This is a genomic window from Microvirga sp. M2 (genome assembly GCF_047497095.1).
Taxonomy (GTDB): Bacteria; Pseudomonadota; Alphaproteobacteria; order Rhizobiales; family Beijerinckiaceae; genus Microvirga.
Genome location: NZ_CP134063.1, coordinates 1,930,375 through 1,943,076, shown reverse-complemented (window position 1 = coordinate 1,943,076; position 12,702 = coordinate 1,930,375). Strand labels below are relative to the sequence as shown.

The 12,702-nt window shown below is 65.6% G+C and carries 9 protein-coding genes and 1 tRNA gene; 5 read left to right on the top strand and 5 right to left on the bottom strand.

Going from position 1 to position 12,702, the window contains the following annotated elements:
* Nucleotides 1–72: 72 nt before the first annotated feature.
* The 5 genes from RE429_RS09210 to lipB form a co-directional block, all read right to left on the bottom strand.
* Nucleotides 73–912: a tetratricopeptide repeat protein gene (locus tag RE429_RS09210; RefSeq protein ID WP_414474162.1), complete on the bottom strand. Its 840-nt coding sequence runs from the start codon at nt 910–912 to the stop codon at nt 73–75.
* Between the two features lie 581 nt (nt 913–1,493).
* Nucleotides 1,494–2,324, bottom strand: coding sequence for a protein-L-isoaspartate O-methyltransferase family protein (locus RE429_RS09205; RefSeq protein WP_414473977.1), 831 nt, complete (start codon nt 2,322–2,324; stop codon nt 1,494–1,496).
* 57 nt (nt 2,325–2,381) lie between these two features.
* Nucleotides 2,382–3,980 (bottom strand): carboxyl transferase domain-containing protein, encoded by a 1,599-nt coding sequence (locus RE429_RS09200; protein WP_414474161.1) that lies wholly within the window; start codon nt 3,978–3,980, stop codon nt 2,382–2,384.
* A 114-nt stretch (nt 3,981–4,094) separates the two neighbouring features.
* Nucleotides 4,095–4,421: a hypothetical protein gene (locus RE429_RS09195; protein ID WP_414473976.1), complete on the bottom strand. Its 327-nt coding sequence runs from the start codon at nt 4,419–4,421 to the stop codon at nt 4,095–4,097.
* Between the two features lie 88 nt (nt 4,422–4,509).
* A complete protein-coding gene (lipB, locus tag RE429_RS09190) occupies nt 4,510–5,244 on the bottom strand; it encodes a lipoyl(octanoyl) transferase LipB (RefSeq protein WP_414473975.1) in 735 nt (244 codons plus the stop codon).
* Nucleotides 5,245–5,474: 230 nt separating this feature from the next.
* Between lipB and RE429_RS09185 the strand changes: the two genes are divergently transcribed.
* From RE429_RS09185 to RE429_RS09165, 5 genes are all read left to right on the top strand, one after another.
* A tRNA-Leu gene (locus RE429_RS09185) sits at nt 5,475–5,559 on the top strand.
* 351 nt (nt 5,560–5,910) lie between these two features.
* Nucleotides 5,911–7,335 (top strand): magnesium transporter, encoded by a 1,425-nt coding sequence (gene mgtE / locus RE429_RS09180; protein WP_414473974.1) that lies wholly within the window; start codon nt 5,911–5,913, stop codon nt 7,333–7,335.
* A 93-nt stretch (nt 7,336–7,428) separates the two neighbouring features.
* Entirely contained in the window at nt 7,429–8,325 is an 897-nt protein-coding gene (locus tag RE429_RS09175; protein ID WP_414473973.1) for a GH25 family lysozyme, read from the top strand.
* A 297-nt stretch (nt 8,326–8,622) separates the two neighbouring features.
* Nucleotides 8,623–10,893, top strand: a complete 2,271-nt coding sequence (locus RE429_RS09170) for a calcium-binding protein (RefSeq protein WP_414473972.1) — start codon at nt 8,623–8,625, stop codon at nt 10,891–10,893.
* Nucleotides 10,894–11,184: 291 nt separating this feature from the next.
* A complete protein-coding gene (locus RE429_RS09165) occupies nt 11,185–12,357 on the top strand; it encodes an isovaleryl-CoA dehydrogenase (protein ID WP_414473971.1) in 1,173 nt (390 codons plus the stop codon).
* Nucleotides 12,358–12,702: the final 345 nt, after the last annotated feature.

Here is a 12,702-nt window from a genome sequence, read left to right as displayed (position 1 = left end):
TTTTGCGAAGAAAAGGCGTCTTTCTCAAACAACGAGAGCCTTTTCCGTGAACTTAGGTTCATGGAAAAGGCTCTAGTGACGCGCCTGGATGTATTGCTCGAGCAGGGCGAGGGCGAGCTTGCGGTCGCTCTCCTCGGCCGACGAGAACGCCTCCTGATACAGGCTCTCGATCCACTGGTCCTTGCCGGATGCCGCCGCGGATTCGCGTGCGAGCGTCAGCCACATGAGGCCCTTGGCCCGCTGGCGCGGTACGCCCTGGCCATTCATCAGCATATGCCCGAGGAGCGCCTGGGACGGAGAATGTCCCTTTTCGGCCGCCAGGTTGAACCAGCGCGCGGCCTGACGCACGTCCCGGGAGACGCCCGTCCCTTCCATGTAGAGGCGGGCGAGGTTGTACTGCGCGTTGGAATCGCTGAAATAGGACGCGGCGTAGCTGAACATCTCCACGGCCCGGCCTGGATTGGCCGTCACGTAGGTGCCCTTGATGCCGTCGAGGAAATAGCCGCCGAGCGCCACGAACGCGCTCGAGACGACCATCGCGTTCGGAGAATCCGCGCTCTCGTCCGCATGCTGGTCCGCGAGCTTCGAAAAGTACTCGAACGCCCTCAGGTCGTCGTGCTCGACGCCGTCGCCATCCGCATACATCCGCCCCAGCTTCCAGAGCGCCAGCGTATGCCCCTGCCCCGCCGCATATTCGAGCGCCGCAGCGGCGCCGAGCTTGTCGCCCGCATTGTAATCGCGCATGCCCGTGCGCAGGGCCTCGCGAACGGAGCCGTATTTCACGGACGGAACAAGCCCCGGCGCGAGCGCCGGCGTGAGAGGCTGAGGACGTGGTGCGGCGTCCAGAGCGAGCGCAGAGGAGGAGCCGAGCAAGACCAACGCGCAAGCGGCTACCGTCATGGGACGGTTCATCAGCTTCAATGTGTCGATCAGGCGCGCGTGCATGGATTTTTTCTCTTTTCCATCCGGTTCTCACGAGAGCCCCCACCAGGATGGAACTTTCGTGATCTGCCACGTGCTGCGCCACCGATGCAATGATCCTCGCGACAGGCCGTCCGATAGAGTTAATCGGCAATACCCCTGAAGCGCCTCGTCATAAAGCGTTGGTTTAGAAGCACTTTAGCTGGCTTTTACAGGTGATCGCCCTTTATGGCGGGATCGCGGCGGCGCTCGGGCCAAGAACGGCAGGATGAGGAAGGTTTCTGGGTGTTGCCTGAAGGCCACAACTTCGACCACCCGTCGGATACTCTGTAGCGGACATCCCGGCACTACTTCCCGCTCTTCCCCATGGATATTCTATGCAATGATTCCGCTGGGTAAGGTGCGAGGGCGCACAGAGCGGACCGCCCCAGCGCATCGTGCGGACCCGGCGGGCCGCGCCCGCGCATCGGGCGAAAAGGGGCTCCGGTTTTTCGCAGGAACGATGCGCTCTTCTATAGGGGGAGCATCGGATCGAGCCCAAAAGTGCAAACCCAATCCCTGCGTCCGATGCTCTAAGCCTCCACTTTGGCCGAGGAGAACCAGACCCGATCGTAGACCGCCACGGCGGTCGGGTCGGGCGCCCGGTCGGCGCCGAGCCAGATCGAGCGGACGGCCGCAAGACCGGCCTCGCCGGGCTTGCGGTTCGACTTGGGCCGCTCCGTCGTTCCGCTGCACGCGATGAACCCCACGGTCATGAGCGGCTTGGCGCTGAAGCCCTTTGCCCGGCGACGGACCAGCATGGCAGGGCCCCAGCCCTGATGCGGCTGCCATGGAAAGATCAGCCTCCCGCCCGGCTTGAGGGCCTTCAGCCATTCGACATCCGGAGCGGCGACGCCGGCATTGACGTAGATCACGTCGGCTTCGGGAAGCGGCCGCCCGAAGGCGGATCCGGCATGCACGCTCACAGGGGGATAGTCCCTGAGGTTGCGCGCCGCCTGGGCGGCGAGATCCGCCTCGTACTCGAAGGCCTCCACGTGGCCGCCGGGGTCGACGAGGCGCGCCAGGATCGCCGTGTAGTAGCCGGTCCCGGCCCCCACATGAATCACCGTCTCGCCCGGCTGCGGCGCCACCGCATCGAGCCAGGTTGCATGAAGCGCGGGTTCGCCGTTGTTGATGCCGCGCTCGCGATCGATGGCCACGAGGACATTGTCGTAAATGCCCGCGACATCTGCCGTTTGGATTGCAACGCCCGCGCTGATCGTGGTCCAGGGCGGGCGAGGAAGAAAGTTCTCGCGGGGCACGGCCGCGAACGCGGTTTCGATGCGCCTGTCGCGGATTTCGGTCAGGCGTGCGATCTGCTCCGCATATTGCGAGCGGTATCTCTCAAGTGCGCTCGTGGACATGACCTGGAAATTCCGACCGGCCCCGGCCGGTTCCGAACGAAGGCCGCCTTCCGTGCGCTACATCCTGAACACGCCGAACCGCGTCTCCGGAACAGGAGCGTTCAAAGCGGCCGAGAAGGCCAGCGCCAGCACCCGGCGGGTCTCGGAGGGCAGGATGATGCCGTCGTCCCAGAGACGGGCGGTGGCGTGGTAGGGAGAGCCCTCCTCCTCGTATCTGCTGCGGATGGGAGCCTTGAAGGATTCCTCCTCTTCGGCGCTCCAGTTCTTGCCTTCGGCCTCGAGATTGTCGCGCCGCACGGTGGCGAGCACGCTCGCCGCCTGCTCGCCGCCCATCACCGAGATGCGGGAATTCGGCCAGGTGAACAGGAAGCGCGGAGAATAGGCGCGGCCGCACATGCCGTAATTGCCCGCCCCGAACGAGCCGCCGACGAGCAGGGTGATCTTCGGCACCTGGGCGCAGGCCACGGCCGTGACGAGCTTTGCGCCGTCCTTGGCGATGCCGCCGGCCTCGTACTGCCGGCCGACCATGAAGCCCGCGATGTTCTGCAGGAAGAGCAGCGGGATCCGCCGCTGGCAGCACAGCTCGATGAAATGCGCGCCTTTCAGGGCGCTTTCCGAAAACAGGATGCCGTTGTTCGCCACGATGCCGACGGGCATGCCCCAGATCCGGGCGAAGCCCGTGACCAGCGTGGTGCCGTAGAGCCGCTTGAACTCGTCGAACTCGGACCCGTCGACGAGACGCGCGATGACCTCGCGGATGTCGTATTGCTTCTTGAGATCGGTGGGCACGATCGCGTCGAGATCGTCGATCGCGTATTTCGGCTCCGCCGGCTCGGCGAGATTGATGTCGATCCGCTTGCGCGTGTTGAGCGTCCCGACAATACGGCGCACGATGGAAAGCGCGTGCACATCGTCGGTGGCGTAATGGTCCGCGACGCCCGACTGGCGGGCATGAACCTCGGCGCCGCCGAGTTCCTCCGCCGACACCACCTCGCCCGTCGCCGCCCGCACCAGAGGCGGGCCGCCCAGGAAGATCGTGCCCTGGCGGCGCACGATGACGGTCTCGTCCGACATGGCGGGCACATAGGCCCCGCCCGCCGTGCACGAGCCCATGACGCAGGCGATCTGCGGTATCCCCATCGAGGACAGGGTCGCCTGATTGTAGAAGATGCGGCCGAAATGGTCGCGGTCGGGGAAGACATCCGTCTGGTGCGGCAGGTTCGCGCCGCCGGAATCAACGAGATAGATGCAGGGCAGACGATTCTCGCGCGCGATCTCCTGCGCGCGCAGGTGCTTCTTCACCGTCATCGGATAATAGGTGCCGCCCTTGATGGTCGAATCGTTGCACACGATCATGACCTCGCGGCCTTCCACCCGCCCGATGCCGGTGATGATCCCGGCGCCATGGATGGCGTCCTCGTACAGGCCGTAGGCCGCGAGGGAGCCGAGTTCCAGGAAGGGAGCGCCCGGATCGAGGAGGCGCATCACGCGCTCGCGCGGCAGCAGCTTGCCGCGGGCGAGGTGGCGCTCCCGCGCCTTCGCGGGTCCGCCCTCGGCGACGACCTGCCGCTTGGCCTGAAGGTCGCGGGCGAGGGCCGCCCAGGCGGCGCGGTTGGCCCGCGCGTTGTCCGACGCGAGATCGGCGGAAGTGGCGATGACGGACACGGCGTCAGGCTCCCTGTTGTGTTGGCTCCTTCACGGCTGGACCGGCGGGCCCTCCGTCAGTCGCCGAGACGAGGGAGCCCGCGCAGCGCCGTCGCGAGGCTGGCGTCAGCCCTTGGCCCGGATGACGGTCTCGCGCTGGATGACCCTGGAGCCGCAGCGATAGGCGATGCCGCGCACGAGGGACCAGTCGTGGGAGTTCTGCTGCAGATAGAGATGCGTGCCGCCCAGGGCGACGACCGCCTCCTTCATGCCGTCGAACGCGGAGCCGAAGCCGGGCGTGGTCGAGACCACGGGGCTCACCTCGCCCAGGCGCTGGCACACGCGCACGTCGGCAGGAGAATCGACGACCTTCACTAGATCCGTCGGATCGGGATGGTAGCTGCAGGCCGAGACGCCGAGGAGGAGAAGGGAAGCAAGGAGGGTGCGCTGCATGAAATGTCCGCCAATGATCATCCGTTTGCTCTAGCTTAGAGCACGAAGCGGCCAGGAGGAGAAGCCTGACCATGGCGGGTGTGAAAAACTACCCCTCGTGGCCGGAAAGCAACGGCGCCTCCACCCTCTCGGTCGGGCCGAAAATATCCTCGAAGGCCCTTCGCATGACCGCGTCGACCTCCGGCATGGTCACGGGGATCCCCAGATCCACGAGGCTCGTGACCCCGTGCCGGGTCACCCCGCAGGGCACGATGCCGGAAAAATGGGAGAGGTCCGGCTCCACGTTGAGGCTGATTCCATGGAAGGTCGCCCAGCGCCGGACGCGGATGCCGATCGCCGCGATCTTGTCCTCGGCGGTCTCGCCCTTGTCGGGACGGCGCACCCAGACGCCGACCCGGTCCTCCCGGCGCTCGCCCCGGACGTTGAACTCCGCGAGCGTCCCGATCAGCCAGGATTCGAGCGCCGCCACGTAGCGCCGCAGATCGGGTCCCCGGCGCTTCAGGTCGAGCATCACATAGGCCACCCGCTGGCCGGGGCCGTGATAGGTATATTGCCCTCCCCGGCCCGTCTGATGAACCGGGAACCGGTCCGGATCCACCAGGTCCGCGGGCTGCGCCGAGGTCCCGGCCGTATAGAGCGGGGGGTGCTCCACGAGCCAGGCGAGCTCGCGCGCCCGCCCCTCGGCGATCGCCTCGGCCCGCGCCTCCATGAAGGCGACCGCCGCCTCGTAGGGCGTCAGCCCCTCGGAGATCGCCCATTCCACGGAATCGGATCCGCTCTCGCTCAAAAACCGATCGGCCAGGCTGTCCCGCAGGTTCGACACCGCTTCACCCTTACGTTCAATGTTGCGATCTTGTGGTCCCGGACAGCGGCAACGGTCAACACGCGCCCCTGATTCCGCCCTTCATATGGGGATTGTCGGCTCCGGGATGCACATCTTCCCATAGGAAAAGTCGAGTTTCGCGACGGAGTGAAAAGATGGGCTTGCGGTGCCCGGATCGATCTGTTAGAGCCACCACCACTTCGGGAGCGCAACTCCTGAAGACGAGTTCCGCGGCCATGGCGGAATTGGTAGACGCGCTAGCTTGAGGTGCTAGTGGGGAGACCCGTGGAGGTTCGAGTCCTCTTGGCCGCACCAACTCACCGGATGCCTTCGGGTATCACAAAAAGGCTCCTTCGGGAGCCTTTTTTGTTGCCCGGATTCCATCGCGCGAGAGCATCGCCCCCGGAAGCGCTTTTTTTGCTTTTGCGATCGGTTCGATGCTCCACTCTCTGGACGAGCGCATCGTTCATTGCGGATAACCGGGTCCACTTTTCCGCACGATGCGCTACGTTCCCGAATCTTCCTTTCGCGAGCCTGAATCGATCTTCCAGGAATCGATCTTCCAGGAACGGCGGCTCATCATTTCCCTGAACGAGGCTTTCAGGCGCGTTGCACCCATGCCCGCACGCCCCTAAAAGGCCCGCTCAACAATCCGAGGACAGGCTCATGCTGGAAGTCGACGACAATCCGACTCTTCCGCCGCCCGACGGGCCGGTTCCTCAGCCCCTGGCCTTCCGGGACGAGGAAGGCGAGCTCAATCCGGAATTCCTCGCCGCCGCCGCGGACGCCATCGATGCGTCCGATTCCGAGCGCCTGCAGCAGCTGGTGGAGGACTTTCACGAATCCGAACTCGGCGACCTCCTCGAAGCCCTGGCGCCGGAGCAGCGCCCGCGGCTGATCGAACTGCTCGGGTCCGCCTTCGACTTCACCGCGCTCACCGAGGTGGACGAGGCCGTCCGCGAGGAGATTCTCGAGGAGCTCGAAACCTCGACCGTCGTGGAAGGCGTCCGCGAGCTCGATTCCGACGACGCCGTCACGATTCTCGAAAGCCTGCCGGACGAGGAAAAGGCCGAGGTCCTCGATCAGCTCCCCGCCATGGAGCGCGTCGCGCTCCAGCGCTCCCTCGACTACCCGGAAGACAGCGCCGGCCGGCGCATGCAGACCGAGTTCATCGCCGTGCCGCCCTTCTGGACGGTGGGCCAGACCATCGACTTCATGCGCGAGACGGAGGAGCTGCCCGACACCTTTTACGAGATCTTCGTGATCGATCCGGCGGGGCACCTTCTCGGCGCGGTGGCCCTCGACAGGCTGCTGCGCTCGAAGCGTCCCATCACGATCCAGGAGATCATGGAGGACGAGCCGGACCGGGTCGAGGCCACCGACCACCAGGAAGAGGTCGCGCGCCTCTTCGAGCGCTTCAACCTCGTCTCCGCCGCCGTGGTGGATTCCGAGAACCGCCTCGTCGGCGTGATCCTGGTCGACGACATCGTCGACGTGCTGGAGGAGGAAGCCGATGCCGACATCAAGCAGCTTGGCGGCGTGAAGTCGGACGAGGAACTGTCGGACACCGTCTTCTACACCCAGCGCAGCCGTTTCCCCTGGCTCTTCGCCAATATGTGCACGGCCTTCCTGTCGGCGGGCGTCATCCGCATGTTCGAGCAGTCGCTCCAGCACATGGTGGCCCTGGCGATCCTCATGCCGATCGTCGCCTCCATGGGCGGCAATGCGGGCACGCAGACCATGACGGTGACCGTGCGGGCGCTGGCCACCCGCGATCTCGGACGCTCCAACGCGTGGCGCATCATCGTGCGCGAGGCGGCGGTCGGTGTTCTCAACGGCGTCGTCTTCGCCCTCATCATGGGGGGACTCGCGTCCCTGTGGTTCCAGACCCCCGAAATCGGCCTCGTGATCGGGCTCGCCCTCATCACCGTCCTGATCTTCGCGGCGCTCGGCGGCATCTTCGTGCCGCTGGGGCTCAACCGCCTCGGCGTGGACCCCGCCGTGTCCTCCGGTCCCTTCGTGACCACCATCACCGATATCGTGGGTTTCTTCTCCTTCCTGGGTATAGCCACGCTCTGGTTTAATCTGTAATACGATTGCAGGGAGCTGATCGTAAGGAGGATGTTAACCCCTTTGGGGCATCCCTGATGCGATCCAGTTCTGCGTTCATGACAGATAAGCCCGATGACGAAACGCCGCCGTTCCTCCCGCCGCTCCACAAGCTCCGGTCTGACGACGATCCTTCGGGCTGCCCGCTTCGGCGCCCTGACCGCCATCGCCTTCGGCCTGGCCTCCTGCGCGATCTCCCCCACGAGCCGCTACCCGGCCAAGGGCGATGTGCGCCCGCACCAGGGCGTCGCGACCGCCCATAGGCTCCCGATCCACGGGGTCGACATCTCCAAGTGGCAGGGCCAGGTGGACTGGGCGTCGCTGCGTCAGGCGGGCACGAAGTTCGCCTTCATCAAGGCCACCGAGGGTGGCGATCACATCGACAGCCGCTTCACGGAAAACTGGTACGGCGCGAAGAAGGCCGGCGTTCCGCGCGGGGCCTACCACTTCGTGTTCTGGTGCCGCCCCGCCCACGAGCAGGCGGCCTGGTTCAAGAAGAACGTGCCGGCCGACCCCGAGGCCCTGCCCCCGGTCCTCGACGTGGAATGGAACGGCCAGTCCGTGAACTGCCCGAAGAAGGTTCCGCGCGAGCAGGCCCTCTCCATGATCGGCGTCATGCTGCGGGAGATGGAAGCGCATACCGGCAAGCGCCCGATCATCTACACGGACATCACCTTCCATAAGGAAATCCTCGAAGGCGAGTTCTCCGACTACCCGTTCTGGATCCGCAGCACCGCCGCGGAGCCCCACGAGCGCTACGCCGACCGCCGCTGGACCTTCTGGCAGTTCACCACCACCGGCCGCGTGCCGGGCGTCGACGGCGACGTGGACCGCAACACGTTCTACGGCACCGAGAACCAGTGGCGCATGTTCGTCCAGAGCGCCTGCGACCCGCGCGACTATCGCAAGCTCGTGCCCCACGGCCGCTGCATGCCCCTGGACCCGGTCCAGACGGCGAGCATCGGCGACTGAGCCCTCGCACAACCGCCAGGAAGACACGTCCCTCACCGCCGTCTCGGGCCCGCCCGAGGCGGGCTGCCCCTGCTCTCGTCGTCATCCCCCCGAGAAGGAGAGCGTCCATATCCGCGACCCGCGGAGGATGAGCCCGGCCATGACGGGCGCGCGACCGGCATCGCCGGCCGGAACGCTCCGCGCGATCAAGACCGAAGATTCCCCCCTGAATCCCAGTCATCCTCCCGGTTCGGAGAGTTCACACGAAGAGGACAATAATCATAGTTGCCCTGATAGCTTGGCCATTGGGAGGGCACTATGGGCGCGGAGAACACTTCCCCCGTCATCATCGGGACGGAAAGCGACGATTTCCTCAGCGTGCCTGTCAATGGCGGCTCTCTCGCGGGGCTCGGCGGCAACGACACCTACCGCTGGACCGGCGGCATCGACGAGATCCTGGACTGCGGCGGCGACGATACGGTCGAGATCGCCTTCGACGGCCACCTGACCTGGTCGTATGAGGTAGGCACCGACAACCTGCTCATCGCCGCGGACAGCGGCGCGACGCTGATCGTCAGGCACTTCTTCAATCCGGAAAACGGCATCGAGCGCTTCACGTTCTCGAACGGCGACGTGCTGACCCGGGCGGACGTTCTGGCGCGCCTGCCCTTCCCGCCGCACGAGGAGCCTCCTCCGCCTCCCCCGCGTGAAGAGCCCCCGCTGCCGCCCGAGCACCCGCATGGGCCCGTCGTGATCGTCGGCACGGAGGGGAATGATGACCTCAATGCGCCGACCGGGGTCAGCGCGGCGATGAACGGGCTCGGCGGCGACGACATTCTCATCGGAAGCTATTACGACGACACCCTGGACGGGGGAGCAGGCGACGACCAGATGATCGGCGGCGCCGGCAACGACACCTATCTCTGGCGGCCCTTGACCGGATCGCACGATTTCATCGCCGACATCGACGGCGATGACACTCTCCGGATCGATGCCACGGCAGGGGAGCTGACCTTCAACCGGGATGGGAACGGGAACAGCCTGGTGATCTCGCAGGGCAATTCCTCCCTGATGATCCAGGGCTATTTCGGGTGGTTCAACGGCAACCACCACATCGAGAAGATCGTCTTCTCGGACGGCCTCGTCTGGCACCTGGACGAGGTGCTGGCAGCGGTCTCCGACGCCCCTCCCCCTCCGCCGCACGAGGAGCCCCCGCCGCCTCCGCTGCCGCCGGAGGAGCCGCCGCACCAGCCCGGGGAAATCCACGGCACCGGCGGCAATGACCTGCTCGTGGGCGGGGCTGAGGATAACCTCATCGTCGGCTATGACGGCGACGACACGCTCGACGGCGGGACCGGCAACAACGTGCTCGTCGGCGGCTTCGGTAACGACACCTATCGCTGGACCGGTGGCAACGACGTGATCGTGGACCACGGCGGCGACGATACGGTCGAGATCGGCCTCGACGGCCACCTGACCTGGTCGTATCAGGTCGGCACCGATGACCTGCTCATTTCCTCGGACAGCGGCAGCACGCTGATCGTCAAACACTTCTTCAATCCGGCAATCAGCATCGAGCGCTTCACGTTCTTGAACGGCGACGTGCTGACCCGGGCGGACGTTCTGGCGCGCCTGCCCTTCCCGCCGCATGAGGAGCCTCCTCCGCCTCCCCCGCACGAGGAGCCCCCGCTGCCGCCTGAGAACCCACCGCCGGACGAGCATCCCGACCCGCAACCGGATCCAGTGGGCCGTCTGATCGTCGGAACCGCCGGAAACGACGTCCTTGTGGGCGGCGACGGTCACGACACCCTCGACGGCGGAGCCGGTCAGGATCTGCTGAAGGGCGGCGCCGGGAACGACACCTATCGCTGGGCCCTGGGCAGTGGAAACGACACGATTTCCGATGCGAGCGGCACCGATACCTTGAGCATTTTCGCCAATTCGTCGGAAGTGACCCTCACGGCGAGCGGCCGCGACTTCGCGGACCTGACCATCGGACTGCATGGCCAAACGCTGGTCGTTCGGGACTACTTCGTCGTCACGGCGAGCGGCGGCTATCTGGAGAACATCGCGTTCGCCGACGGCCAGGTCTGGCAGGTCGACAGGGTCTGGCAGGCCTTGCAGACGAGAATTGGCGGGAAGGGCAACGACATCATCGTCGGCAACGACCTCGCCAACATCCTCAAGGGCGGGTCGGGCCGCGATAAGCTCAACGGGGGCAAAGGCAACGACAGGCTCTTCGGCGAACACGACAAAGACGTCCTGACGGGGGGAGAGGGTCGAGACGTCTTCGTGTTCACGAAAGCCTCCGACGCCGGCCTCGGCAAGAACCGCGACACGATCACGGACTTCAAGTGCGGGTTCGATCGCATCGATCTCAGCGGCATCGACGCCAATGCCCTGACGAAGGCCGACAACAGCTTCACGAAGCTCCTCTCCGGGAAGGTGAAGTTCACGGCGGCCGGACAGCTTCGCTACGACGCCAAGACCGGGATCCTGTCCGGCAATACGGACAAGGACGCGGCGGCGGAGTTCGAGATCCAGTTGAAGAGCAAACTGCATCTCAAGCTGAGCGATTTCGTCCTCTAGGTCCGGTTTCCGGGTCCTGTCCCCAGGCCCTCCTGAAATCGGCAGAGCGTCCCTCCCCCTCCATCACCCGATGGAGGGGGCTTCTGTTGGCGCCGGCCCTGAGGCCGGGCATTGGCTCCGGCAATCGAGCGCCCCCCGATCCGCCGCGGGTCCGGAGGTCCGCCCACGTCCGGAATCCGTGGCGCATTCGGACAGGCCCCTTGAAAAGGTCAGCATCGCTGTCCAAGATCATGCGGAACGACAAGCGGTCCACGGCGCTTCCGACGCCGATGGGCGAAGGAGGAAACAGGAATGCTGCCGAACGCCGCCCAAAGCTTCGATTTCGACCTCGGCGAGACCGCCGACGCGATCCGTGAAACCGTGCGCGACTTCGCGCAGGAGAAGATCGCCCCGCGCGCCGAGGAGATCGACCGCACGAACCAGTTCCCGCGCGATCTCTGGCCCCAGATGGGCGAACTCGGCCTCCACGGCATCACCGTCGAGGAGGAATACGGCGGCGCCGGCCTGGGCTACCTGGAGCACGTGATCGCCATGGAGGAAATCTCCCGCGCCTCCGCGTCCGTCGGCCTCTCCTACGGGGCGCATTCCAACCTCTGCGTCAACCAGATCCGCCGCAACGGCACGGACGAACAGAAGCGCCGCTACCTGCAAAAACTCATCTCCGGCGAGCATGTGGGCGCGCTGGCGATGTCGGAGCCTGGCTCGGGCTCGGACGTGGTCTCCATGCGCACCCGTGCGGAGAAGCACGGCGACCGTTACGTGCTCAACGGCAACAAGATGTGGATCACCAACGGTCCCATTGCCGAGACTCTCGTGGTCTACGCCAAGACGGACCCGGGGGCAGGTGCGCGCGGCATGACGGCCTTTCTCATCGAGAAGGACTTCAAGGGCTTTTCCACGCACCAGAAGCTCGACAAGCTCGGCATGCGCGGCTCGGACACCTGCGAACTGGTCTTCGAGGATTGCGAGGTTCCGGAGGAGAACGTGCTGGGCCAGGTCGGCAAAGGCGTGAGCGTGCTCATGTCCGGGCTCGACTACGAGCGCGCCGTGCTCGCCGCCGGCCCCTTAGGCATCATGCAGGCCTGCATGGACGTGGTGTTTCCCTACATTCACGAGCGCAAGCAGTTCGGCCAGTCCATCGGCGAGTTCCAGCTCGTCCAGGGCAAGGTGGCCGACATGTACGTGACCATGAACGCCGCGAAAGCCTATGTCTACGCGGTGGCGAAGGCCTGCGACCGGGGCCAGACCACCCGCGAGGATGCCGCCGGAGCGATCCTCTATGCGGCCGAGAAGGCCACGCGATGCGCCCTCGACGCGATCCAGCTCCTCGGCGGCAACGGCTACATCAACGATTACCCGACGGGCCGCCTTCTGCGCGACGCGAAGCTCTATGAGATCGGCGCGGGCACCAGCGAGATCCGTCGCATGCTGATCGGCCGCGAGCTCTTCGCGAAGACCGCATAGGCCACGCCGTCGCCCGTATCGGAAAAGGCGCGTATGCGTTTCGTGTGAGCTGCCGGAGGCGGGATCGGGCCTGGAGCATCGACCGCAAAAGGGGCACCGGTTTTGCGTGAATGGGCGAGCCATCGTCCCGACACGCTCCCGTTTGTTCCCGATGTCCGTTGCCCGATGTCCGTTGCCCGATGTCCTTTGCCCGATGTCCTGTGTCGTCATGCCCGGCCTTGAGCCGGGCATCCACGTCTTTGACTTGGTGCGGTGTGTGAACACGTGGATGGCCGTGGGATCCCCGGATCAAGTCTGGGGACGGCTATGACGGCAAGGGCCGTAGCGGTCCAAGGACGGCCCCTT

Bases quoted from the DNA above. Each gene is read 5' to 3' on its own strand.
- RE429_RS09210 (WP_414474162.1), bottom strand. From the start codon at position 912: ATGAACCGTCCCATGACGGTAGCCGCTTGCGCGTTGGTCTTGCTCGGC.
- RE429_RS09205 (WP_414473977.1), bottom strand. From the start codon at position 2,324: ATGTCCACGAGCGCACTTGAGAGATACCGCTCGCAATATGCGGAGCAG.
- RE429_RS09195 (WP_414473976.1), bottom strand. From the start codon at position 4,421: ATGCAGCGCACCCTCCTTGCTTCCCTTCTCCTCCTCGGCGTCTCGGCC.
- mgtE (WP_414473974.1), top strand. From the start codon at position 5,911: ATGCTGGAAGTCGACGACAATCCGACTCTTCCGCCGCCCGACGGGCCG.
- RE429_RS09175 (WP_414473973.1), top strand. From the start codon at position 7,429: ATGACGAAACGCCGCCGTTCCTCCCGCCGCTCCACAAGCTCCGGTCTG.
- RE429_RS09170 (WP_414473972.1), top strand. From the start codon at position 8,623: ATGGGCGCGGAGAACACTTCCCCCGTCATCATCGGGACGGAAAGCGAC.
- RE429_RS09165 (WP_414473971.1), top strand. From the start codon at position 11,185: ATGCTGCCGAACGCCGCCCAAAGCTTCGATTTCGACCTCGGCGAGACC.